The 24,122-nt window shown below is 70.9% G+C and carries 16 protein-coding genes; 9 read left to right on the forward strand and 7 right to left on the reverse strand.

The features are described 5' to 3' along the window. Window positions 1-56 precede the first annotated feature (56 nt). Together ACWCWD_RS15915 and ACWCWD_RS15920 are read left to right on the forward strand one after the other, a co-directional pair. Window positions 57-1,442 carry an FAD-dependent oxidoreductase gene (locus ACWCWD_RS15915; protein WP_450773336.1) on the forward strand — a complete coding sequence of 462 codons (1,386 nt, stop codon included), beginning with the start codon at window positions 57-59 and terminating at the stop codon, window positions 1,440-1,442. A gap of 123 nt (window positions 1,443-1,565) precedes the next feature. Continuing rightward, window positions 1,566-3,002: a carotenoid oxygenase family protein gene (locus ACWCWD_RS15920; protein ID WP_450773337.1), complete on the forward strand. Its 1,437-nt coding sequence runs from the start codon at window positions 1,566-1,568 to the stop codon at window positions 3,000-3,002. Between the two features lie 12 nt (window positions 3,003-3,014). Here the strand turns inward: ACWCWD_RS15920 and hemE are convergent, their stop codons facing one another. Then, window positions 3,015-4,088: a uroporphyrinogen decarboxylase gene (gene hemE / locus ACWCWD_RS15925; RefSeq protein WP_450773339.1), complete on the reverse strand. Its 1,074-nt coding sequence runs from the start codon at window positions 4,086-4,088 to the stop codon at window positions 3,015-3,017. A 92-nt stretch (window positions 4,089-4,180) separates the two neighbouring features. Here hemE and ACWCWD_RS15930 point away from each other — a divergent pair, with 92 nt between their 5' ends. The 6 genes from ACWCWD_RS15930 to ACWCWD_RS15955 all read left to right on the forward strand — a co-directional run bounded on the left by ACWCWD_RS15930 (window position 4,181) and on the right by ACWCWD_RS15955 (window position 12,010). Continuing rightward, a complete protein-coding gene (locus tag ACWCWD_RS15930; RefSeq protein WP_450773341.1) occupies window positions 4,181-4,837 on the forward strand; it encodes a DUF3000 domain-containing protein in 657 nt (218 codons plus the stop codon). Window positions 4,838-5,086: 249 nt separating this feature from the next. Next, the gene (locus ACWCWD_RS15935; RefSeq protein WP_450773343.1) at window positions 5,087-5,749 is read left to right on the forward strand and encodes a LuxR C-terminal-related transcriptional regulator; all 663 of its coding nucleotides are present in this window, start codon (window positions 5,087-5,089) and stop codon (window positions 5,747-5,749) included. A 119-nt stretch (window positions 5,750-5,868) separates the two neighbouring features. After that, a complete protein-coding gene (locus tag ACWCWD_RS15940; RefSeq protein ID WP_450773344.1) occupies window positions 5,869-7,149 on the forward strand; it encodes a ribonuclease D in 1,281 nt (426 codons plus the stop codon). A 347-nt stretch (window positions 7,150-7,496) separates the two neighbouring features. Beyond that, window positions 7,497-8,723, forward strand: coding sequence for a thiolase family protein (locus ACWCWD_RS15945; RefSeq protein ID WP_450773346.1), 1,227 nt, complete (start codon window positions 7,497-7,499; stop codon window positions 8,721-8,723). Next, complete coding sequence (locus ACWCWD_RS15950) at window positions 8,720-10,849, forward strand: 3-hydroxyacyl-CoA dehydrogenase NAD-binding domain-containing protein (RefSeq protein ID WP_450773347.1); 2,130 nt, start codon at window positions 8,720-8,722, stop codon at window positions 10,847-10,849. The genes ACWCWD_RS15945 and ACWCWD_RS15950 overlap by 4 nt, the downstream gene beginning before the upstream one ends. Before the next feature lie 213 nt (window positions 10,850-11,062). Then, the gene (locus tag ACWCWD_RS15955) at window positions 11,063-12,010 is read left to right on the forward strand and encodes an endonuclease/exonuclease/phosphatase family protein (RefSeq protein WP_450773348.1); all 948 of its coding nucleotides are present in this window, start codon (window positions 11,063-11,065) and stop codon (window positions 12,008-12,010) included. 38 nt (window positions 12,011-12,048) lie between these two features. Here the strand turns inward: ACWCWD_RS15955 and ACWCWD_RS15960 are convergent, their stop codons facing one another. From ACWCWD_RS15960 to ACWCWD_RS15980, 5 genes are all read right to left on the reverse strand, one after another. Next, window positions 12,049-14,019, reverse strand: coding sequence for a PIG-L family deacetylase (locus ACWCWD_RS15960; RefSeq protein WP_450773350.1), 1,971 nt, complete (start codon window positions 14,017-14,019; stop codon window positions 12,049-12,051). A gap of 32 nt (window positions 14,020-14,051) precedes the next feature. After that, window positions 14,052-16,955 carry a stealth conserved region 3 domain-containing protein gene (locus ACWCWD_RS15965; protein WP_450773351.1) on the reverse strand — a complete coding sequence of 968 codons (2,904 nt, stop codon included), beginning with the start codon at window positions 16,953-16,955 and terminating at the stop codon, window positions 14,052-14,054. 7 nt (window positions 16,956-16,962) lie between these two features. Further along, window positions 16,963-17,904 (reverse strand): hypothetical protein, encoded by a 942-nt coding sequence (locus ACWCWD_RS15970; RefSeq protein ID WP_450773353.1) that lies wholly within the window; start codon window positions 17,902-17,904, stop codon window positions 16,963-16,965. Further along, complete coding sequence (locus ACWCWD_RS15975) at window positions 17,904-19,586, reverse strand: stealth family protein (RefSeq protein ID WP_450773354.1); 1,683 nt, start codon at window positions 19,584-19,586, stop codon at window positions 17,904-17,906. Before ACWCWD_RS15975 ends, ACWCWD_RS15970 begins: the two co-directional genes overlap by 1 nt. Window positions 19,587-19,962: 376 nt before the next feature. After that, a complete protein-coding gene (locus tag ACWCWD_RS15980) occupies window positions 19,963-21,069 on the reverse strand; it encodes a hypothetical protein (RefSeq protein WP_450773356.1) in 1,107 nt (368 codons plus the stop codon). Between the two features lie 339 nt (window positions 21,070-21,408). On the opposite strand from ACWCWD_RS15980, the gene ACWCWD_RS15985 reads away from it, so the two are divergent. After that, window positions 21,409-22,506: an LCP family protein gene (locus ACWCWD_RS15985; RefSeq protein WP_450773357.1), complete on the forward strand. Its 1,098-nt coding sequence runs from the start codon at window positions 21,409-21,411 to the stop codon at window positions 22,504-22,506. Window positions 22,507-22,583: 77 nt separating this feature from the next. On the opposite strand, the gene ACWCWD_RS15990 is transcribed toward ACWCWD_RS15985, so the two are convergent. Then, complete coding sequence (locus tag ACWCWD_RS15990; protein ID WP_450773358.1) at window positions 22,584-24,089, reverse strand: amino acid permease; 1,506 nt, start codon at window positions 24,087-24,089, stop codon at window positions 22,584-22,586. Window positions 24,090-24,122 lie beyond the last annotated feature (33 nt).

Below are 24,122 nucleotides of genomic sequence, written 5' to 3' on the forward strand. Positions count from 1 at the left end.
CGCCGGGAAACGCCGTTAGCGTGGTCGGTCGGCACACTGCGGCGAAGGGACCTGGCATGACGGAGCGACTGGTGGTCATCGGGGGCGACGCGGCGGGCATGTCCGCCGCGTCGCAGGCCCGCAGGCTGAAGGGGCCCGAGGAGCTGAGCATCACGGCCTTCGAGCGCGGCCACTTCTCCTCGTACTCCGCCTGCGGCATCCCGTACTGGGTGGGCGGGGACGTGGCCGGGCGCGACGACCTGATCGCCCGTACGCCCGAGGAGCACCGGGCCCGCGGCATCGATCTGCGCACCCGCACCGAGGTGACGGAGATCGACGTCGCGGGCCGTCGGGTGCGGGCGGTGGACCTGGAGACCGGCACCACGGCCTGGACCGGGTACGACAAGCTGGTGATCGGCACCGGGGCCCGGCCGGTGCGCCCGGCGCTGCCCGGGATCGACGCCCCGGGCGTGCACGGGGTGCAGACGCTGGACGACGGCCAGGCCCTGCTGGACTCGCTGGACCGGACCGGTCCCGGCCGTCGGCGCGCGGTGGTGGTGGGCGCGGGGTACATCGGCGTCGAGATGGCCGAGGCCATGCTGAACCGCGGTTTCGAGGTGACCGTGCTGAACCGGGGCGAGCAGCCGATGGCCACCCTCGACCCGGACATGGGACGCCTGGTGCACGAGGCGATGGACGGCCTCGGCATCACGACGGTGAACCGCGCGGCGGTCACCGGGATCCGCACCGGTCCCGACGGCCGGGTGTCCGGGGTGGTGACGGAGGCGGAGACGTACCCGGCGGACGTGGTGGTGCTCGGCATCGGCGTGGAGCCGGAGACGGAGCTCGCCCGTGCGGCCGGGCTGCCGCTCGGACCGCACGGCGGTCTGCTGACGGACCTGTCGATGCGGGTGGTCGGGCACGAGGACATCTGGGCGGGCGGCGACTGCGTGGAGGTGCTGGACCTGGTGGCGAAGCGCACCCGGCACATCGCGCTCGGCACCCACGCCAACAAGCACGGCCAGATCATCGGCGCCAACGTCGGCGGTGGTTACGGGACGTTCCCGGGTGTGGTCGGTACGGCGGTGAGCAAGGTCTGCGACCTGGAGATCGCCCGGACCGGGCTGCGGGAGAAGGACGCCCTGGCGGTCGGGCTGCGGTTCGTGACGGCCACGATCGAGTCGACGGGCCGGGCCGGCTACTACCCGGGGGCCGCGCCCATGACGGTGAAGATGCTCGCCGAGTACCGCACCGGCCGGCTGCTGGGCGTGCAGATCGTGGGCCGGGACGGCGTGGCGAAGCGGGTGGACATCGCGGCGGTGGCGCTGACCGCCGGCATGACGGTGGAGGAGATGACCGCCCTCGACCTGGGGTACGCCCCTCCCTTCTCCCCCGTCTGGGACCCGGTCCTGGTGGCCGCCCGCAAGGCGAGCACGGCGGTACGGGCGGCGGGCTCGGCCTGAGCGACCGGCACCGCGGCCGGGCCGGGGCCGGAGCCCTGGCGGGTGCCGGGCTGGCCCGGTGGCGGTGCCGGGCCTTCACTGGAGGGAGGAGAGCGCGAGGACGCCCAGGCGCAGGGAGGACCCATGACCACCCTCTTCGACCCGACCCGTGTGGCTCATCTCGGCGGACGGTTCGCCCCCGTGACCGAGGAGGTCGACGCGGTGGACCTGGATGTCGTGGGCGAGCTGCCGCGCGAACTGGACGGCGTCTATCTGCGCAACGGCCCGAACCCGCGTTTCAGCCCGGTCGGCTCGTACCTCTACCCGATCGACGGGGACGGGATGCTGCACGGCGTGTGGATGTCCGGGGGCCGCGCGCGCTACCGCAACCGCTTCGTCCGCACGCCCGCCATGGAGGCGGAGGAGAAGGCCGGGCACGCCCTGTGGGGAGGGGTGGAGTCGATGATCTTTCCCACGGCGGACGAGGCCGGGCAGGAGCTGGCCGGGGACTTCAAGCCGATTCCGGACATCAACGTGGTCGAGCACGCGGGACGGCTGCTGGCGCTCGCGGAGGCGGACTGCCCGTACCGCATGGGCCCCGGCCTCGAAACGCTCGGCAAGGAGACCTTCGACGGCCGGCTGCCCGCCGGCATCACCGCGCACCCCAAAACCGATCCGTCGACCGGTGAGATGGCGGTCTTCTGCTACGCCCTGGAGCCGCCGTACCTGACGTGGTCCGTCATCGGGGCGGACGGCACCGTGAGCAGGGGGCCCACCCCGGTGGCGGGGGTGGAGGAGCCGTCGATGATCCACGACATGGCGCTCACCGACCGCTACCTGGTGCTGGTCCTCGCCCCGGCCTTCTTCGACCTCGACGCCGCCATGAGCGGCGGCTCGTTCCTGGCCTGGCGGCCCGAACGGGGGACCCGGGTGGCGCTGATCCCCCGCGACGGCACGGAGGTCCGCTGGGCGCGGGAGGAGGCGTTCTGGCTCTGGCACACCGTCAACGCCTACGACACCCCCGAGGGACGGGTCGTCCTCGACTACGTCCAGTGGCCCGCCCTCTCCCTCGGCGGCGAGAACTCCGGCGAGGGCGCCGGCCGACCCGCCACGGACGCGGCGGCCAGGGGCCTCACCCGGGCGGTGATCGATCCGGCGGCCGGTACCGTGCGGCGCACCCGGCTCGACGACATGCGGGTGGAGCTGCCCCGCATCGACGACCGCCTGGTCGGCAGCCCGCACCGGCGCATCGCGATGGCGGCGGGCAGCGGCCGGAACCCGGACCTGCTCTCCGGCGAGTACGACGCCCTGCGGTGGTACGACACCGGTGGCGGCGGACCGGTCACCCGCCTGTGGGACGCCGGTGACCTCTCGGTCGGCGAGCCCGCGTTCGCCCCGTCGCCCGGCTCCGCGGACGGCGGGGGCTACTGGCTGACCTACGCCACCGACCGTACGGACGGCAGCAGCTGGCTCCTGGTGCTGCCCGACGAGGACCCGGCGGGCGGGCCGGTGGCCCGGGTCCGGATCCCCGTCAGGGTGCCGCTCGGTCTGCACGGCACCTGGCTCCCCACCGAGGAGTGAGCCGGGCGCGGTTCAGCGCGCGGTCTGCTCGTGGACGTAGCCGACGAGCCGGGTGAGGGCGTCCGGGTCCATCGACGGCATGACGCCGTGGCCGAGGTTGAAGATGTGTCCCTCCAGGCCGGCGGCGGCGTCCAGCACCTCGCGGGTCTTCTCCTCGACCGTGGCGGTCGGGGCGAAGAGCACCGCCGGGTCGAGGTTGCCCTGGAGCGCCTTGCCGGGGCCGACGCGGCGGGCGGCCTCGTCCAGGGAGACGCGCCAGTCGACGCCGACGACGTCGGCACCGGCCTCGCCCATGAGGCCCAGCAGCTCGCCGGTGCCCACGCCGAAGTGGATGCGCGGGACACCGTAGGAGGCGACCGCGTCGAAGACCTTGGCGGAGGCGGGCAGCACGGAGCGGCGGTAGTCGGCGGGGGACAGCGCGCCGACCCAGGAGTCGAAGACCTGCACGGCCGAGGCACCCGCCTCGATCTGGACCTTCAGGAAGGCGCCGGTGATCTCCGCGAGCCGGTCCACGAGGTCGGCCCAGAGCTCCGGGTCGCCGTACATCATGGCCTTGGTGTGCTCGTGGTTGCGGGAGGGGCCGCCCTCCACGAGGTAGCTGGCGAGCGTGAACGGGGCGCCCGCGAAGCCGATGAGCGGGGTCTCGCCGAGCTCGGCGGTGAGCATGCGGACGGCCTCGGTGACGTACGGGACGTCCTCGGGCGTCAGATCGCGCAGCCGGGCCAGGTCGGCGCGGGTGCGGATCGGGTCGGCGATCACCGGGCCGACGCCGGGCTTGATGTCCAGGTCGATGCCGATGGCCTTGAGCGGGACGACGATGTCGCTGTAGTAGACGGCGGCGTCGACCTTGTGGCGGCGCACGGGCTGCAGGGTGATCTCGGTGACCAGCTCCGGCATCGTGCAGGAGTCGAGCATCGCGATGCCCTCGCGGACCTTCAGGTACTCGGGCAGCGACCGGCCCGCCTGGCGCATGAACCAGACCGGGGTGTGCGGCACGGGTTCGCGTCGGCACGCCTTCAGGAACGCCGAGTCGTGGGTGGCGGAGGTCGTCGTCAGCTGGCCCGAGGGGCGGTCATTGGCACTCACGCACAGAATCTTCGCACGAAGCCCCAAGGAGCACGGTCCCACCAGGGTGTCTCTCCCTGCGCGCGGCCCGCGTTCCGCCTACTCTTCCCCGCATGGCTCCGGCGCAGGAACAGTTCTCCGATCATTCCGACCACACCTCCCAGAGGGACGGTGCGGAGAGCAAACCCACTCCGCCCGGGTTCCGGTCGGCGGTCGAGGCGCTGCGCTCGGCGCGGCTCCGGCCCGAGCTGGAGATCGAGGCGACCAGACCGCCGCAACGGCTGGCCCCGCACGCCTACGCCCTGGAGGCGGCGGTCGTGGACGGCGAGGAGGACCTCGCGGACGGACGCCTGGTGCTGCTGCACGATCCGGCCGGTCACGACGCCTGGCAGGGAACGTTTCGCCTGGTGACGCTCGTGCGGGCGGAGCTGGAGCCGGAGATGGCCACCGACCCGCTGCTGCCCGAGGTGTGCTGGTCCTGGCTGACGGGCGCCCTGGAGGCGCGCGGTCTCACCTACGGGTCGGCGGGCGGCACGGTCACCCGGGCGGGGTCGCACTACTTCGGCGAGCTGGGCAGCCGCCGTCCCGCGACCCAGATCGAGATCCGCGCCTCCTGGACGCCCGGCGACGGGCCCGGCGGGGTGCCGGACACGGCGGGACACCTGACGGCCTGGGGCGACCTGCTCTGCCAGATCGCGGGCCTGCCGCCGTCCGGTCCGGCCGACGCGACGGTGGTCACCCTGCCCCAGCGGCGGGGGCCCCAGGCCTGAGGGCCGTCCCGCGCCTCGCGGCGTTTTCGTCGGTCGACGACGCTCCCCCGACCGGTTCGGCCGACCACCGGCCCTATGGTCGTACAATCGATCGCGCGTCCGATTTGTCCGAATTGTTACTCACCAAATCGTGATCTTCCTCTAAAGGAGGACGGGTCTGCTGCCGAAGAGGTCAATGACCCTTCAAGCACGGTTCGCCCCGGCTTCATCCCCGAGCCGGCCCGTCCCGCCACTCCCCCAGGAGGCCTGGTGTCCGTTCTCCTAGAGCAGCCCGCAAGCCTGGTCGCCTACCGCCCGAACAAGCCGACGGCCATGGTCGTCGTGGCCGACCCGCGCGTCCGATCCACCGTGACCCGCCATCTGTGGGCCCTCGGAGTTCGTGACGTCATCGAGGCGTCGTCCATCGCGGAGGCCCGCCCCCGCGTCGGCAACCCGCGCGACATCTGCGTTGCCGACGTCCACCTGCCCGACGGTTCCGGGCTGACCCTGCTGTCCGAGACCCGAGCCGCAGGCTGGCCGAACGGTCTCGCCCTCTCCGCCGCCGACGACATCGGTGCCGTACGCAACGCCCTCGCGGGCGGCGTCAAGGGCTACGTCGTCACCGGCACCCGTACCAACATCGGCCACCCCAACCGACCCGGCGTCGCCCCCATCGGCGCCGGCGCCGCCCGTATGCACCGCCGGCCCCCCGGCTCCCCGAGCCACCCGGGCGGCTACCGCGAACTGTCCGGCCGTGAGGTGGAGGTGCTCCGCCTGGTCGCCGAAGGCCAGTCCAACAAGGCCATCGGCGTCTCGATGGGCCTCTCCGCCCTCACGGTCAAGTCCCACCTCGCCCGCATCGCCCGCAAGCTCGGCACCGGAGACCGCGCGGGAATGGTCGCCGTCGCCCTGCGGACCGGCATCATCCACTGACCACCCCCACCGGCACCCGCACAGGCGGGGATACCGAATCCGGCCGGTTTATGCGCCCGACACCCGACGACGGAACGTTCCGTCGTCGGGTGTCGCGCATACACGGATACCCTTGACGGGTGACCGACGCCCAAGAGACCGCAGCAGACACGACACTGCGAACCACCGGGGGCGCTCCCCCGGACGACGTCGCCCCGGCGCCGATCCCCTTGCTGGAACCGCGCGAGGGCATTCCACCGGTGGTGGCGGACGACGACGCCCTCGCCCGGGTGATCGCGGCTTTCGCCGCCGGCAGCGGCCCGGTGGCCGTCGACGCCGAGCGCGCCTCCGGCTACCGCTACGGCCAGCGCGCCTATCTCGTACAGCTGCGCCGCGAGGGCGCGGGCAGTGCCCTCGTCGACCCCGTGGGCTGCCCGGACCTGTCCGGTCTCGGCGAGGCCCTGACCGGCACCGAGTGGATCCTGCACGCCGCCACGCAGGACCTTCCCTGCCTGCGCGAAATAGGCATGCTCCCCACGTCCCTCTTCGACACCGAGCTCGCCGGACGACTGGCCGGGTTCCCCCGGGTCGGCCTGGGCGCGATGGTCGAGAACGTCCTGGGGTACGCGCTGGAGAAGGGCCACTCGGCCGTCGACTGGTCCACCCGGCCACTCCCCGACCCGTGGCTGCGCTACGCGGCCCTCGACGTCGAGCTCCTGATCGACCTGCGGGACGCGCTGGAGAAGGAGCTGGACCGCCAGGGGAAGCTGGAGTGGGCCCGCGAGGAGTTCGACGCGATCGCGTCGGCGCCGCCCGCCCCGCCGCGCAAGGACCCGTGGCGCCGGACCTCGGGCATGCACAAGGTGCGCAGGCGCCGGCAGCTGGCCGTCGTACGGGAGCTGTGGGAGACCCGCGACCGGGTCGCGCAGCGGCGGGACGTCTCCCCCGGCAAGGTGCTCGGCGACGGGGCGATCGTGGAGGCCGCGCTCGCGGTGCCCGCCAACGTCCAGGCGCTGTCCGCGCTGCCCGGTTTCGGGCACCGCGTGAACCGGCGCCAGCTGGAGCAGTGGCAGGCCGCCGTGGACCGTGCGAAGGCGCTGCCGGAGTCCGAGCTGCCGCAGCCCGGCCAGCAGCTCGCGGGCCCGCCGCCGCCGCGCGCCTGGGCGGACAAGGACCCCGCGGCGGCGGACCGGCTCTCGGCCGCCCGCGCCGCCGTCTCCGAACTCGCCGAGCGGCTGAACCTGCCGCCGGAGAACCTCATCACCCCGGACACCGTGCGCCGGGTCTGCTGGGAGCCGCCGAAGAGCGTTACCCCGGGCGCGGTCGAGGACCTGCTCGCGGGGTACGGCGCACGACGCTGGCAGATCGGTCTCGTGGCCCCGCTGCTGCTGGACGCGCTGAACAGCGGCGCGGCTTCCTGACACCCGGTCCGGCGCCCCTCCGGCGACGGTCCGGCGCCTCCCGGCACCGGTCCGGGACACGACGGCGTCCAGCCACCGCACGACGACACCCGACACCCCCGGTCACCGGATTCCACGGCCGACCGGGGGTGTCGTCGTGTCCGGGGCCGGGACGGCGTCGCGTGCCGCGAGGATCGAAATCGCGCCAGGTTGGTGTCACCGCGCGAGGACCCGAGCAGGTGTGACCTTCGACGCTCCGCCCGCAGGGGGTGGGCAGTCTGGTTACCCGCGAGTAGCATGAGGGCGGGCGGCACGCTTCCGGGCGTGCCCCGCAGCAGTGCCATCCCGCACCCTGGAGGAGAGCCATCGTGCCTCGTACCATCCGGGACGTCGTCTTCGTCGACGGCGTCCGCACCCCGTTCGGCAAGGCGGGCCCGAAGGGCATCTACCACGAGACCCGCGCCGACGATCTCGTCGTGAAGGCCATCCGGGAGCTGCTGCGCCGCAACCCGGACCTGGACCCCGCGAGGATCGACGAGGTCGCCATCGCCGCGACCACCCAGATCGGCGACCAGGGCCTCACCCTCGGCCGGACCGCCGGAATCCTGGCCGGTCTGCCGCAGTCCGTCCCCGGCTACTCGATCGACCGCATGTGCGCCGGCGCCCTGACCGCCGTCACCACGACGGCCGGCTCCATCGCCTTCGGCGCCTACGACGTCGTCGTGGCCGGCGGTGTCGAGCACATGGGCCGCCACCCGATGGGCGAGGGCGTGGACCCGAACCCGCGCTTCGTCTCGGAGAAGCTGGTCGACGAGTCCGCCCTCTTCATGGGCATGACCGCCGAGAACCTGCACGACCGCTACCCGCAGATCAGCAAGGAGCGCGCCGACGCCTACGCCGTGCGCTCGCAGGAGAAGGCCGCCAAGGCGTACGCCAACGGCAAGATCCAGCAGGACCTGGTGCCGGTCTCGGTGCGCCGCACCAACGCCGAGGCCGGCGAGACCGGCTGGGGCCTGGTCACCGCCGACGAGCCGATGCGCCCGGGCACCACGATGGAGTCCCTCGCGGGCCTCAAGACCCCGTTCCGCCCGCACGGCCGCGTCACGGCCGGCAACGCGGCGGGGCTCAACGACGGCGCCACCGCCTCGCTGCTCGCCGCCGAGGACGTCGCCCGCGAGCTGGGCCTGCCGGTCCGGATGCGTCTCGTGTCGTACGCCTTCGCCGGCGTCGAGCCGGAGGTCATGGGCTACGGCCCGATCCCGGCGACCGAGAAGGCGCTGGCCAAGGCCGGTCTGACCATCGGTGACATCGGTCTCTTCGAGATCAACGAGGCGTTCGCCGTGCAGGTCCTCGCCCTGCTCGACCACTACGGCATCGCCGACGACGACCCGCGCGTGAACCAGTACGGCGGCGCCATCGCCTACGGCCACCCGCTCGCCTCCTCCGGCGTCCGTCTGATGACGCAGCTGGCCCGCCAGTTCGAGGAGCAGCCGGAGGTCCGCTACGGCATCACCACGATGTGCGTGGGCTTCGGCATGGGCGCCACGGTCATCTGGGAGAACCCGCACTTCGACGCCGACGGAGGCACCAAGTGAGCTCCACCACCGAGCTGCTGAAGGGAGCGGCCGAGCTCTTCCCGGGCGAGGTCGTCACCCAGGCACACGTGCGCCACCTCGACCTCCCGGCGGGTGCGGGCAGGTTCGCCCTCATCACGCTGGACAACGGCCTGGACCACACCAAGCCGACCACCTTCGGCCCGCAGTCGCTGGCCAACCTGGACGCCGCGATCGACCAGGTCGAGAAGGAGGCGTCCGAGGGTTCGATCGTCGGTATCGGCATCACCGGCAAGCCGTTCATCTTCGCCGTGGGCGCCGACCTCAAGGGCGTCGAGCTGCTGAAGCGCCACGAGGACGCGCTGGCGATCGGCAAGGGCGGCCACGACGTCTTCCGCCGTCTCTCCGGCCTCGCGGTTCCGACCTTCGCGTACTACAACGGCGCCGCGATGGGCGGCGGCGTCGAGGTCGGCCTGCACTGCTCGTACCGCACCGTCTCCAAGGCGCTCCCCGCCTTCTCGCTGCCCGAGGTCTTCCTCGGTCTGGTGCCCGGCTGGGGCGGCTGCGCGCTGCTGCCGAACCTGATCGGCGCCGACCGCGCGGTCTCGGTGATCATCGAGAACTCGCTGAACCAGAACCGCCAGCTCAAGGGCGCGCAGGTCTTCGAGCTCGGTATCGCCGACGCGCTCTTCGAGGGTGCGGACTTCCTGGAGCGGTCGCTCGTGTGGACGGCCGGCGTCCTCACGGGCGAGACCGTGGTCGAGCGTGCCGCGATCGACCGCGGCGACGCCTGGGACCAGGCCGTCGCGCGAGGCCGGGCCATCGCGGACTCCAAGGTGCACGGCGCGGCCCCGGCCGCCTACCGGGCGCTGGAGATCATCGCCGCCGCCAAGGACGGCGACCTGGGTGCCGGCTTCGACGCCGAGGACCGGGCGCTCGCCGACCTGATCATGAGCGGTGAGCTGCGCTCCGGGCTGTACGCCTTCAACCTGGTGCAGCGCCGCGCGAAGCGTCCGGCCGGCGCTCCGGACAAGAGCCTGGCCCGTCCGGTCACCAAGGTCGGTGTCGTCGGCGCCGGTCTGATGGCCAGCCAGCTCGCGCTGCTCTTCCTGCGCCGCCTGGAAGTACCGGTCGTCCTCACGGACATCGACCAGGCGCGCGTCGACAAGGGTGTGGGCTACGTCCACGCCGAGATCGACAAGCTGCTCGGCAAGGGCCGCATCAACCAGGACAAGGCCAACCGCCTCAAGGCCCTGGTGACCGGTGTGCTGGACAAGGCGGAGGGCTTCTCCGACGCCGACTTCATCATCGAGGCCGTCTTCGAGGAGATCGGCGTCAAGCAGCAGGTGTTCGCGGAGGTCGAGGCGGTCGCACCGGCGCACGCGATCCTCGCCACCAACACCTCCTCGCTCTCGGTCACCGAGATGGCGTCGAAGCTGAAGAACCCGGAGCGGGTCGTCGGCTTCCACTTCTTCAACCCGGTCGCGATCCTCCCGCTGCTGGAGATCGTGCGCGGCGAGCTCACCGACGACGCCGCGCTGGCGACGGCGTTCGGTGTGGCCCGGAAGCTGAAGAAGACCGCGGTGCTGGTGAAGGACGCCCCGGCGTTCGTCGTCAACCGCATCCTCACCCGCTTCATGGGCGAGATCCAGAACGTCATCGACGAGGGCACCCCGGTCGCCGTCGCCGAGCGCGCCGTCGAGCCGCTCGGTCTGCCGATGTCGCCGCTGGTCCTGCTGGAGCTGGTGGGCCCGGCGATCGGTCTGCACGTCTCCGAGACCCTGCACCGCGCCTTCCCGGAGCGCTTCACGGTCTCCGCGAACCTCGCGGCGGTCGTCAAGGCGGGCAAGCGCGGCTTCTACGTCTACGACTCCGGCAAGCCGGAGCTGGACCCCGAGGTCGCCGCTCTCCTGGAGCAGGGCGACACCGTCCTGACGGAGGAGCAGACCCGTGACCGCGTCCTGGACGCGGTGGCCGAGGAGATCGGCCTGATGCTCGACGAGGGCGTCGTCGCCGAGGCGCAGGACATCGACCTCTGCCTGATCACCGGTGCGGGCTGGCCGTTCCACCTGGGCGGCATCACGCCGTACCTGGACCGGGCGGGTGTCTCCGCGCGCGTGAACGGCAAGCCGTTCCTGGCGCCGGGCGTGGCGAGCGTACCGGCGTAACGACCGAGGCCGGCACGTCGGCCGGCCGGCGTGGACGGGCCGTACGGAGGAGTGCTCCGTACGGCCCGTTTCCGTGCGGGCGGGGACCAGCGGGCGCGACGGCCGCCTTGGTCACGGAGTGTGAAATCATGGGGTACGTCGGTCTCCCTGCCCCGAAGAGGTAACGTGCCCCTCCGTAGACGTGGCGTCAGGCGCGGCAGCGGGCGAGACGTCGTGACCGGTGTCGGCGCCGTCCTGCTGCTGGTCGCCGGGGCCGTCTTCGGAGGCTGCGCCGTCCACGACGAGGACGCGGTGCCCGGCCCGGCGCTCCCGCCGCGGACACTCCGCGTGCTCACCTGGAACATCTGCGGGGAGGCGGGCGGAAACCGCGGCCAGGCGGGCTACTGCCCCTACCGCGACCGCCCCGAGGAAAAGATCGCCCAGATCGCGGCGATGGCACGTGAACGCGAGGCCGACGTGATCACCCTGCAAGAGGTCTGCGGCGGGGCCGCGGGCAGCCATCTCTCCCTGCTCCGTGCGGCCTTGGGCCCGGGCTGGTCGTTCCGCCACGCGAAGGGCGCCCGCCCGAACGGCGAGACCCGTTGCCGCGACGGCCTGCCGGGCGATCTGGGAGTGGCGGTCGCCGTCCGGGGCGACATCGTCCGCACCCGGTCCGAGAACACTTTGCCGCCGGACCCCGAGGGCCTCAGCGAGCAGACGCTTCCGGTGCTGTGCGTCAAGGTCCGCGGCTGGTCACAGACTCCGTGCACCACCCACATCCTCCCGGGCGAGGAGGCCCGGGTGGACGGGCAGATCGCCGCCGTCCGGGCGTTCGTCCGCGAGGAGGACCGTCCCACCGTGCTCACCGGGGACTTCAACCGCAACGCGACGGCTCCTCAACTGGAACCACTCAGCTCCACGTCCTCCCAGTGCCCCGGCAAGAACAGCACCGGCGGGGAGACACCGACCTTCCACGAGTGGGATCCGGCCATGCGGGCGCACTCCTACCACCAGCTCGACCACGTCTTCGCCGAACGGGGTCCGGGCGACGCCGATCGGATCACGGCCTGCGACGTCGACCGGAGCAGGATGGACACCACGCCCAACGAGCCGGACAGCCCCGCGCCCAACGGCTACTCGGACCACGCTCCCGTGTACGCCGAGGTCCGCCCCGGCCCGTGAGCCGGACGCGGGGCGGACGTTCGAGCGGACCCGGCCGGTCAGCCGACCGTCGTCCAGGGACCGAAACCGCCCCGGCCGGGCTCCTGCTGGGTCGTCACGTGGAGTCGTCCGTCGTTGCCGAGGGCCGCCACCACCGCGCGCCCGGCCGGGTCGAAGCAGACGGAGGGTGCACCCACCACCGTGCCGCCGAGCGACGCCGTGGACAGTTCCTCCCACGGCGCGTCGTCGGGATGGAAGCGGAAGGCCAGGCCCCCGAAGTCGCTGCGGGTCACCATGATCGTGCCGATGTCCGGCGTCGGACCCGCGGCGCTCGCGATGGGCCCGAACCCGCCCCTGCCGCCGATCGGAGCGGCGGGCTTGTTCCAGCGACCGCCGGGTGTCTCCTCCTCGGCCAGCATCATCCGGCCCTCGTCGGGCTCGCGGAAGACGACCATCACGCGCCCGTTGGGCTGTACCAGGGCGGTCGGCGGGCTGGAGGGCACACTCAGCCGGAACCGGGGCGCCCGCGAAGGAGAGGCGTCGATGGTGCTCTGGCTCCAGTGGAAGACACCCTCCCGGCTGGAACCGAAGAGCTCGACGAGTCCGCTGGCAGCGGTGAGGGCGGAAAGCCCCTCCTGGAGGTCGTGTCCGCGCAGGTCCTCCCACTCGCTCCAGGAGCCGTCTACCGCCTGGACCCGGGTGTGCACGCCCTGCCCCGCGTTGCGGACGAAGAGGTGCAGGTGGCCCGTACCGTCCCGGGTCACCACCGGCGTTCCCAGGTGCCGGTTTCTGCGACGGTCGGTCTCGGAGGGGTTCCCGAGGCTGACCCACTCGCCGAACAGGCCGTCCTGGGTGGTCTGTTCCAGGGCGACGATCTCCCGGGCGTGGGTGTCGTCGGCGGCCAGGTACGACAGCCGCTCGGCGAAGATCTGCCAGCGGCCGTCCGGCGTGAGGCTCACGGCGAGTCCCGGAGCCAGTGGCGCACCACCCAGCAGGAACGGGCCGCGCCACTGCTCTCCCCCGGGGTGCGCCTGTATCCACACGGCCGCCTGCTGGTCGATCACGGCGAAGGCCGTGAGCCGGCCCCGCGCGTCCGGGGCCAGCCACCGTGCCGTCATGGGGTAGCGCGGAGTCGTGGACTGTACCCAGCCGGGGCCGCGGGAGTTGAGCCCCACCGCGTAGTCCCCGCTGCCCGCCGGGTCGCCGCAGTCGTACCCGTCGGCCGCCCCGTAGATGTTGAGGAAGAACTCCTTCAGCGAGACCGCCCGCGGGCTGAGGTTGTGCGGCCAACGCTCGTTGTAGTAGCCGCGGAACGGCTCCACGACGAAATGGCGGTCCTCGGCGGGGCCCCGGTACTGGGAGAGCGCGGTCCAGGTGAAGAGGGCGGCGGCGGTGTGGTCGCAGTGATCGCTGAAATCACCGTAGTCGTGGTGCTGACGGAACTTTTCGTCGTGCACCAGCCGGTCGGGATCGGGGTCCATGGTCCGGATCACGGTGGGCCTCACGAACTCCAGCAGATGCACCAGGGTCGCGACGAGCCCCGGCCGGGTGTACCAGTAGCTCTCGGTCACCAGAGAGCCCCGGGGAACCAGCGTCGGCACCCTCTCCGTCTCGCCCCGCCACAGCTTGTGCAGGCTCCGCGGCGTACCCTCCGGGGTTCCGTGCTGGCGGATGTTCAGGAAGTGGAGGGAGACCCATGGCGCGGCCGCCAGCGAGTAGACCTCGGCCAGCCCGCCGTCCGCCGTCCGCCACGTGGCGGACGTCCACTCCGCGGTGCGGTCACCGAGCACCATCGCCGCGTACGCCGCCCGCAGACCGTTCTGCCGGGCTTTGCCGTAGGACTCGCGGTCCGCCACCACGGGCTCGGTGGACCATGGCCGCGGGTTCTCCCCGGTGGCATCCCCGTTGGTGAGGTAGACCGTGGTGGTCCGGACACCGGCTTTGATCGCCTGGAACGTGGTGGGGTTCATGAAGTACAGGTCGTCGTCGGGATGAGCGACGATCTGGAGGACGGACGTGGTGCTGTCCACGATGTGGCTCCCTCGCGGGTCGGCTTGGTCGGTCACAGGGGCCACCCGGGGAGATAGCCGGCGTGACATCTGAGGTTTCGCTCCGAACCAGCTTCGAATTGGCTCGCGACGGGGAAGTAACTCGGCAGGAAGGCGGTCAGGATGGCGTCCTGCTCGTCCTCCGGGACATCACCGTCGTGGAAGTCGTTGAGGCAGAAGACGTCGTGCGGGCGGGCCGTCAGGATGCGGTTCAGGCGCGGCTTGTGGTCGCTCAGTCCGACGTTGACGAAACCGCAGGAGATGTTTCCCGGCACACTGCGCAGCGTGTGGTAGCCGAAGTAGTGGTGCAGCGAGGAAGCGACGGAGACATCGCTGTGGCTGCGCAACCGGTTGGCGGCCGTCGTGGCCACCGCTTCCTGGTAGTAACCCTCGATCTCCTCCAGCACGCTGCGGCGCAGGGGGTGCGGCGCGTGGAGGAACGAGTGCACGAGCACCTGGCCGAAGGTGGCCTCGACGAGCGCGCGGTTGTTCTTGGCCGCGCTGATGTTGAACTCGTCCCTGTGGCTCGGCGCCGCCATGGGCACGGCCGTGGGCGACATGAAGTGCTTGGCCTGGCCGTTGCTGTGGAAGAACATGCTCGGCTGGATCGTCCGGCCCACGAAGACGTCGTCGTTGAAGTAGAGGAAGTGCTCCGCCAGCCCTTCGATGTGATGCAACTGGCTCTCGATGGCGTGGGAGTTGTACGTCGGCAGCTTGCCTCGCTGTCCGAAGATCTCCCGGTGGTCCACGACCCGGACCCGCGGATGTGCGGTGTCCAGCCAGCTCGGCACCTGCTGATCGGTGACGAGGTAGATGTTCCGGATCCACGGCGCGTACATGTCGATCGACCGCAACGAGTACCGCAGTTCGTCGCGGTCCCGGAACCTGGCCGCGCTCGTGGCCGCGTCCTCGGTCTCCATACCCATGCCGTCGAGAGTGGCGTTCTTGCGCTCCAGCCAGCCGAGGTCGGCGCCGTCGACCCAGGTGTAGACCGCGTCGACGGGGAACGACACGTCACCGTGCAGCGGCCGTGTGAAGGGGCTGATCGACGGGTAGACGCGGCCTCCCAGAGAGAGGGGGCTGCGGATCATCGCCTCCTGGGGCACCCGGTCGCCGATGAGGGTACGGGTGGGCGAGGTGAGGTACGGCTCCTGTGCCGGACCCTCTCCCACCAGGGTCTCGTCCACCGGCGCCTCGTCCCAGAAGGAGATGGTGCAGCCGTAGACGGCCCCCAACCGGAGGGTGCGCGACGTGGACACGGCGCTCTGGTAGACGCGCACTCCGGAGCCGGGGGTCTCCAGGTAGTTCTCCAGCAGGCCGGCGAGGACCGTGGCGATCGCGTTCTGGTTCTCGTTGAGCACCGCCGCGTACACCGCTTGGTCCCGGTAGGTGCCGGCGAGCGCCTTGAGTACCGTCTGGCGGTACGAGGCGTGCACGGCCACGGTGTGCCTGACGAGGGAGTCGCGCACGACGAAGTACGGGATGTCCGCCGCCTCCAGCACGTTGGCGGCGAGCGCGAGGTTGGCCTGAACGATGTCCCAGGGCGACTCCCAGGTGAGCGCCCGGCACAGTTGCCCGCCGTCGCGGACCAGTCCGCGGCCCTGCTTGAGCAGGCGCTCCTCCAGCGCTCGCTGATTGCCGGACCGCACCGTGCTGGCCGGGGCGGGGGACGCCGCCGGAACGCCGCCGTCACCACCGCTGACCAGGTCGTGGAGGGCCTGCCGCTCCGTCTTTGCCCTGTCCCGTCGGCCGGAGTCCCGCTCGGCGAGAAGGTCGGAGAAGATGCGTTCCCACTGGCTGGTCACCACCGCCGGGGCGAACCGTCCGACGGCCTCCAGGGCGGCCTCGCCCATGCTGTGACGCAGCGGCGCGTCCTCGATGAGCCTCAGCAGACACGTGGTGAGCGCGTCGATGTCGCCGGTGGGCACCAGCATGCCGGAGCGGCCGTCGATGATCACCTCGCGAGGGCCGTTGGGCGAGTCGTAGGAGACGACCGGTACACCGGCTGCCTGCGCCTCGGCGAGGACGAGGCCGAAGGCTTCGTTGCGCGAGGTCAGCAGGGCGATGCTGGCCTTGGCCCATTCCTCCGCCAGATGCGGCGAGTTGCCGTTGAGCTGGACGGAGTCGTGCAGGCCGAGGGCGTCGATCTGACGGCGGAGCGCGCCGCTGAGCGGTCCGTCGCCGAATATCCGCAGCGTCCAGGAGGGGTGTCGCTGGGCTACCGTCGCCCAGGCCGTGATGGCGTGGTCGATCTGCTTCTCGCCCACCAGCCGCCCGGCGATGACGACCGTCCGGGTCTCCAGGGTCGATCGCGGACGGAATCCGCCGGGAAGCGCGTTCGGGACGACCACCAGCTGCGGAGCGGCGTCCCCGAGAGTCTCCGCGAACCATTCCCGCGTCCGTTCGCTCAGTACGCCCAGGGCGTCGAGCATGGCGGAATAGCGCAGGAGCGGATCCCCGCTGGTCCCCCTCAGTTCCGACACCCGGTGCTCCTGGTGCACCGTGATCACCCGCGACGGGGCCAGCCTGACGGCGAGCGCCATCAGGGCCGGTGTTGTGGTGATCAGCACATCGGTGTCGGTGTCCTGCAGGGCGAGCCCGAGCTCCAGGTCCGAGACCCGGTTGAAGGCGGCCTCCCAGGCCCTGTCGACGATGCGGCTCGGCTGCGCGGCGAGGGCGGCCCAGACACCGTCGTCGACGGTGGAGTCGCGCAGGGGCCGCTGGACGGGGCCGGTGAGGTCGACGAGGTAGTCGACACGCACCCGTTCGTCGGGCGAGAAGAACTGAGTGGCCTTCGACTTGAAGACGCTCAGAACTCGTACGTCGTGGCGGGCCGCGAGCTCCGACGCCTGGTTGAAGACGGCGCGTTCGGTTCCTCCCACGGCGTCGGCCGTGGTCAGCAAGAAAGTGATCTTCATATGGTCTTCAGTTGATTTCGGGCATCTGTGTGCAGGTGATGCGAAGATTCCCCGCCGCCGTGTAGCGGGGCTGGACGAGCATGGGCCGCCGGCCGCGGGGGGCAATCGCGGTCGCGCGCATGGCGAAGACGCGAAGGGGGTTGCGAACGTCATGCAGACGCCTCCCCAGCCGGAGTCTGCGACCGGAGGCCCCGCAGACCACCACGTCCCAGTGCTCGGGCCGGCTACGGAGCGGGGTCATGTCCGCCAGTGGGACCTCGACCCGGGTGATCCCGTCCGGCAGCACGGTGACGGTCTGCCGGAGCCTGCGGCCCGAGGCGAGGAACTCCCCCCGCAGCTCGTCGATCCGCACGCCGAGCACCCGGAAATCGACGGAGATCCCCGCGTGGGTGATGTGCACCTTGACCACCTCGGCGCCAGGCTTGGCTTCGGCGGTGACCACACGCAGGTTTCCGGTGACGGACCGGCCGAGCCGGTGGCGTTGTCCCGTCACGCCGGACGCCGCCATCGGCTTCGTCGGCCCCTCGTAGGGGGTGGGGAGGTCCACCAGGAGCAGCGGCACGCGCCGGGTCCGGCGCCCCGTGCGCAACCGGAGAGCAACCTGCCAGCGGCCGACGGTGACCGGGGCTCCGCCCATCTCGGCGCCGAGCAGGACCGCGGCGTCCATGAGGAGTGCGCCGCCGTCGCCCGCGTAGACGCGGGCGGGGCTCGCATACTGCCGCCGCCCCCGCTTGAGGACGAGCTCCGCCGAGTCCGGCGAGCGGACGGACCGCGGCAACTCGGCGTGCAGGTTGACCGTCTGGCCGTCCAGCACTGCGGCGTACTTCAGCCGCGCCGCACGCTTCGAGCGCCGGGGCAGGAACACGCGCAGGATGAGCCAGGAGCGCAGGACGGCCGCGCGCGCCTTCAGCCGGTCGCGCACCGCCCGCATCCGGGTACGTCCCGGCATCAACGCTCCGCTCCCCGCAGCTCGGCGGTACGCCTGGTCGGAAGCCCTATGGCGCCGGTGAGTTCGTACGGACTGGGGACCGGGAAATAAGTGTCGAGGAAACGTTTCACCATGCGCTCCTGCGCGTCGGGATCCGCGGGAACCACGGTGTCATTGATGCAGAAAGTGTCGAAATCCCGCTTCGCGACGAGCCGGTCGAGCCGGCGCTGCGCCAGTGCGTCACCGATGTCGATGTAGACGTACCGCAGGTTGCCGAGGGTGGCACGTGCCACGTGGTAGGCGAAGTAGTGGTGGAGCGACGACGCGATCGGGATGTCGTGCGGGGAACGGAACGTCGAATGCTGCGTCACCCAATGGGCGCGCGCGTACGTCTGCTCGATCTCGTCGAGAACTGTACGACGCAGGGCGTGCGGCGTGTGTTTCATCTTCTGGGAGATGACCGTGCCGAACTGCTGCGCGATCAGGCCACGGCTGTTCTTGCCCGCGGCGTCGACCGGCAGATCGTCCGCCGAGATGACGCCCGACGGAATGAGCGCCTTCGACATGAAGAATTTGGTCAGGCCATTCGGATGGAAGAAGAGATCCGGGCGCACGGGCCGGCCGAAGAACACGTCGTCGTTGAGGTAGAGGAAGTGCTCGGAAAGGTCTGGAATGTGGTGGAGCTGGCTCTCGATGGCGTGCGAGTTGTACGTCGGCAGGGCCGCCGGATCGGAAAATATCTCCGCGTGGTCCACCACCCTGATCCCCGGATGCTCGGTGTTGAGCCAGCCCGGCGTCTGCCCCGCGGTGACGAGGAAGATGTTGCGGACCCAGGGCGCGTACTGGTGGATCGACCGGAGGGAGTACCTGAGCTCGTCCCGGCTCGTGAAGCGGGCAGCGTTGTCCGCCTGCTCGTGCATCGCTCCCGCGATGTCCGGCGTCAGACCGTGCCGGACCGCTTCCTTCCCGGCGCGCCAGACGGGATCGTCGGCGTCGACCCAGGTGTACACCACGTCGATCGGGTACGCGTGGTCCTCCGGCAGCCGGGCCGTGAACTCGGGGAACGTACGGGCGTACCCCGTGTGGTACTGGGCCGGGACCGGACTGAAGAGCTTCTGCTCCACGGTCCGGCCCTCCGCGGCGACGGAGACCCGCGCCAGCACGGAGTTGGGCCGGGGCGCCAGCAGCACACCCTCGCTCTCGGACCAGAACTCCAGGTCGCAGCCGGATTCGGGGCCGAAGACCAGGTGCCCGGTCGGATCACAGACATTCCATGAGAGCCGGAGCACGGCGCTGGAACGGAGCCGTCGCCATGCCTGCGCGGTGGAACCGGCCCTCATGGAGCGGCTGGACTCCTCCCCCACGTAGCCGGGGTTCCGGCCGAAGGCGAGTTGCAGGACTTCCTCGACGTCGTCGCGCAGCCGGGCGGAGACCGCGACGCACGGGACGCCCTTCGCCGTCCCCCGGACGGCGAAGTACTCGATCCCCGATTCCTCCAGGACGTCGACCAGCATGTGGAAGTTCCTGGCCCGGGCGGCCCATTCGGTGGCCCCGCGCACCACTGCGGCACGAACGTGCTTTCCCCGGATGCGGACCACCCGCAGGGATGCCTCGGGACTGTGTCTGGCCGGATTCCGGCGACCACCCAACGCCCTGACGACCATGGCCGATCGCGCGGAGTCGACGCCCGCGAGCGTACGCATGACCACATTGCGGAGCGGGGCGGGAGCCCGTCGGACGAGACGGCGGCGCGCCCGAACCGGAACCAAAGACCGATAAGTCGATACAAGCGCGCTGGTCTCAGGATTGCTGACGCCCACAGATTTTCTCGCCCCACCCGTACACAGGGGCCTTATCGGCCTCCTCCTCGCCCTTCCGTCCCACCGGAAAGGTCCATCACGCGGGACCTGCCACAGGAAGCACACGAACCGCCTTGAAATCTTCACACCATGGATAACTTTTGTCCATGACTAAACAATCTTCCTGTGACTTTGTTATGACTCCGACATATGCCCCACGTAAAGACCGCGGCCGGCAGACCTGTGCAACACAGGAACACCCCGGGCCTGCCGGAAGGCGTCAGATACGGACCGAGGGGCCCATCGCCAGACCCGGCTCATCGGACTGCCGCGCCACGCGCAGCACCCCGTCCTCCCCGGCGGTCACCAGCACGACCCGCCCGGCCGCGTCGCACGCCAGCGCCGGAGACCCGGTGGCCTTGTCTCCGGTGGGAGACCACCAGAGACCTCCGCCCTCGTTCTCCGTCCCACAGGCGGCCAGCATGATGTGGCCGTCCGGCGTCCCGTGCGCCAGCACCGTGCAGTCGTAACCGTCCAGCCAGGTCCTCAGCGCCGCGACGCGCCCCACCGCCCGCACTCCCCCCAGAGGAACGACCCAGCTCCCCGGTCGGTGGGCGAAGAGCGTGCCCGTGTCCGCGTCCGCCCAGTAGTAGGTGATGCGGTCGGGAGCGGTCTCCAAGCCGCATGCGCTGCCGGGAGCCACCGAGATCTGCAGGTCGAGACCCCGGACCATGTCGCCGTCGGGACCGCTCTGCTGCCACCGCATGGCCGACCCCACTCCGGGGACGAGGAGTTCGGCCCGCCCCGAAGCCATGCCCACCACCACCATGCCGTTGGTCGCGTCACTCCCCTTGAGGTCGTCCCAGGGTCCCCACGCCCCCTTGGCTCCCTCGGCGCGCATCGAGACCCCGCCCCCGGCGTTCGAGAGGAAGACACGGACGCGGCCGGAATCACTCACAGCCGCGACGGGCGCGCCGGCACGACGGGCACTGCCGGGGTCCCGGTGCGGGTTGCCCACCGTCTTCCACTCCGCGAGAGGACGGCCGGTCTGGTACTGGATCGCCTGGACCACGTCGGCACTCGCGCCGTCCGCCGAGATCCGGCGGCCCACGAAACGCACGAATCCGTCAGCCCCCTGAACCAAAGACAGATGGGAGAGCCGCGGAGTGGGAAAGTGCTCCGGCCCCGACCATTCCGCAGCGGCGGGACGCGTCTGCGTCCAGCGCGACAGCCGGCCCTCGCTCCGGGTGAACAAACTGAGCCTCTGGTCCTTGCCCATGACGAGCCAAGGACCGTCCACCAGCGCGGCAAGCGGCTCCGCCTCCCGCGAGAGCACCGCGCCCTCCGCACGATCCGCCTTCGTCGTGCGCCCGGGCTTGCCCCGCATGCCCTTGCCCCTCACGTCGTAATCCGCACACCGCGAAGGCCATGATCCAGCAGACCTTCAGCCGTAATTTTGTCACATGCTTCACACGGGGTTCACGTGCCCTGAACACGGCATCCACCGGAGCGCCCCCTGACGTCGGCCGGGGTGCGCCGCCACCCTCGGACAAAACCCTCCGGGGAGGAGTCATTTCGGGCGAAAAGGTCACTCAAGACCATTGCCCGCTCACCTGTTCTATAGTGCTCGGTCAGTCATGCATTCACGGACCGGTCACACCCCCCACCCGGGTCCCACGCACTCCGCCGCCCGCGCCGGGCCATGAGATTTGAGGACTCAAGCAGGATGAGCCACGACGCCGAGACACCGAATCCGAGCACCGACCCCGAGGCCACCCGGTCGCGCCGCGCGCCCAAGCCCCGCAAGCGTCGGGGCCTGAAGATCACGGTCGGTGTCCTGTTCGTCCTGCTGATCGCGGCGGGCGGCACCGTCTACTGGATGTACCGCGACCTCGACAACAACATCAAGGCCGTCGACATCGACTCCAAGCTGGACGAGAAGGAGCGGCCGGAGAAGCTGCCGACGTCCGGGCAGAACATCCTCGTCCTCGGCTCGGACTCGCGGGCCGGGGCGGAGAACAAGGAGCTCGGCGGCGGCGGCAGTGTGAGCGGCGCGCGGTCGGACACGGCGATGGTGGTGCACATACCCGAGGGCCGCACGCAGGCCGTCGCGGTCTCCATACCCCGCGACACCCTGGTGACCCGGCCCGAGTGCCTCAAGAGCGACGGCTCCACGATGGCCTCCGCCGATCGCGTCATGTTCAACTCGGTCTACTCGCAGGTGGGTCCGGCCTGCGTCGTCAAGACCGTCGAGAAGATGTCCGGCGTGCGGATCGACCACTACCTGGAGATCAACTTCGCCGGCTTCAAGGGTCTCGTCGACGCCATAGGCGGCGTCACCGTCGAGGTCGACGAGCCCATCAAGGACAGTTCGTCCGGACTGAACCTCACCGCCGGTACGCACAAGCTCGACGGCACCCAGTCGCTCGCCTTCGTCCGGACCCGCCACGGCATCGGGGACGGCAGCGACCTCGGCCGGATCGGCCTCCAGCAGCAGTTCATGTTCGCGCTGCTGAAGGAGGTCAAGAAGCAGGACCTGCTGGGCAGCCCCACCAAGTCGTACAAGATCGCCAGTGCCGCCACCGAGTCGCTGACCACCGACTCCAGCCTCGCCTCGCTGACCTCGCTGGCGGAGTTCGCCCGTTCGATGAATGGTGTCGACCCGGCGAACATGGAGACGATCATGCTGCCGGTCGAGTACGACAAGGCGGACCCGAACCGGGTGGTGGCCGCGCACCCGCAGTCGGACGACCTGTGGAAGGCGATCCGCACGGATGCCACCATCCCGGAGTCGGCCAAGAAGTCGCCGGCGACCGGCGGCTGACGGGCCGGAAGATCGCTGGACGTGAAGGAGGGGCGTACGGGTCGGGCCCCGTACGCCCCTCCTCCGTGCGGGGTGTTTCACTTGCGGCCGGTGACCAGCCGGCTGTGCTTGCGCCCGTACACGAAGTAGATGACCACGCCCAGCGCCATCCAGAGCGCGAACCGGAGCCAGGTCTCCACCGGCAGGTTGAGCATCAGCCAGACCGAGGCGGCCACCGACAGGATCGGGAGCACCGGCACCCAGGGGGTACGGAAGGCCCGGGGCAGGTCGGGGCGGGTGCGGCGCAGCACGATCACGCCGAGGGCGACCACCACGAACGCGAAGAGCGTCCCGATGTTCACCAGGGTCGCCAGTTCGTCGATGCTGGTGAATCCGGCGACGATCGCGATGATGACGCCGAGCAGGATCGTCGGACGGTACGGGGTGCCGTACTTCGGGTGGGTCACGGAGAAGAACCGGGGCAGCAGCCCGTCGCGGCTCATCGCGAAGAAGACGCGGGACTGTCCCAGCAGCAGGATCATGCAGACGACGGTGAGCCCGACGGCGGCGCCGAAGCTGATGACGCCTGCGTAGAAGGGGTGGCCGACCGCCTTGAAGGCGTCCGCCAGCGGGGCGCTCACGGAGAGTTCGGTGTAGTGCTGCATGCCGGTGACCACGATGGAGACGGCTACGTAGAGCACCGTGCAGATGAGGAGCGACCCGAGGATGCCGCGGGGCATGTCCCGCTGGGGGTGCCGGGTCTCCTCGGCGGCGGTGGCGACCACGTCGAAGCCGATGAACGCGAAGAAGACGATGGAGGCGGCGGTGAAGATGCCCATCACGCCGAAGTTGGTGGGCTCGTAGCCGAACACCGCCTGGATCAGCGGGGAGTCGAGCCCGGTGCCGGACGGCTGCGGCTCGGCCTCCGGGATGAAGGGCGAGTAGTTGCCGGAGTCGATGAAGAAGAGTCCGGCGACGATCACGATGAGGACGACGGCCACCTTGATGGCGACGACGACGGTGGTGACCCGCGCCGAGAGCTTCATGCCGAGCACCAGGACGGCGGTGAGGACCAGCACGAGGAGGAACGCCAGGAGGTCGAAGCCGAAGCCGGACGCCACGTCGGTCCCGGAGAGCGCGTCGGGCAGCGACCAGCCCGCGTTGTCCATGAGTGAGCGTACGTACCCGGACCAGCCGACGGCCACCACCGCCGTGCCCAGCGCGAATTCCAGCACCAGGTCCCAGCCGATGATCCAGGCGACCAGCTCGCCGAGCGAGGCGTAGGCGAAGGTGTACGCGGAGCCGGCGACGGGGACCGTGGAGGCGAACTCGGCGTAGCAGAGGGCGGCCAGCGCGCAGACCACGCCCGCGACCGCGAAGGCGATGGCGGTCGCGGGGCCCGCGGTCTCCTTGGCGACCTTGCCGGTGAGGACGAAGATGCCGGTGCCGATGACGACTCCGACGCCGAAGACCGTGAGGTCGAGAGCGGAGAGCGACTTCTTGAGCGCGTGCTCGGGCTCCTCGGTGTCCCGCAGGGACTGCTCGATCGTCTTGGTCCGGAACAGCCCGTCCCGGCCGGGGGGCGTCCCCTGCTCCACGCTCACCTGCGTACCTCCGCGCACTCGTCGTGGGCGCCA

Source organism: Streptomyces sp. NPDC001493 (genome assembly GCF_053597235.1).

Bases quoted from the DNA above. Each gene is read 5' to 3' on its own strand.
- ACWCWD_RS15915 (WP_450773336.1), top strand. From the start codon at position 57: ATGACGGAGCGACTGGTGGTCATCGGGGGCGACGCGGCGGGCATGTCC.
- ACWCWD_RS15920 (WP_450773337.1), top strand. From the start codon at position 1,566: ATGACCACCCTCTTCGACCCGACCCGTGTGGCTCATCTCGGCGGACGG.
- ACWCWD_RS15930 (WP_450773341.1), top strand. From the start codon at position 4,181: ATGGCTCCGGCGCAGGAACAGTTCTCCGATCATTCCGACCACACCTCC.
- ACWCWD_RS15965 (WP_450773351.1), bottom strand. From the start codon at position 16,955: ATGAAGATCACTTTCTTGCTGACCACGGCCGACGCCGTGGGAGGAACC.
- ACWCWD_RS15970 (WP_450773353.1), bottom strand. From the start codon at position 17,904: ATGCCGGGACGTACCCGGATGCGGGCGGTGCGCGACCGGCTGAAGGCG.
- ACWCWD_RS15975 (WP_450773354.1), bottom strand. From the start codon at position 19,586: ATGCGTACGCTCGCGGGCGTCGACTCCGCGCGATCGGCCATGGTCGTC.
- ACWCWD_RS15980 (WP_450773356.1), bottom strand. From the start codon at position 21,069: ATGCGGGGCAAGCCCGGGCGCACGACGAAGGCGGATCGTGCGGAGGGC.
- ACWCWD_RS15985 (WP_450773357.1), top strand. From the start codon at position 21,409: ATGAGCCACGACGCCGAGACACCGAATCCGAGCACCGACCCCGAGGCC.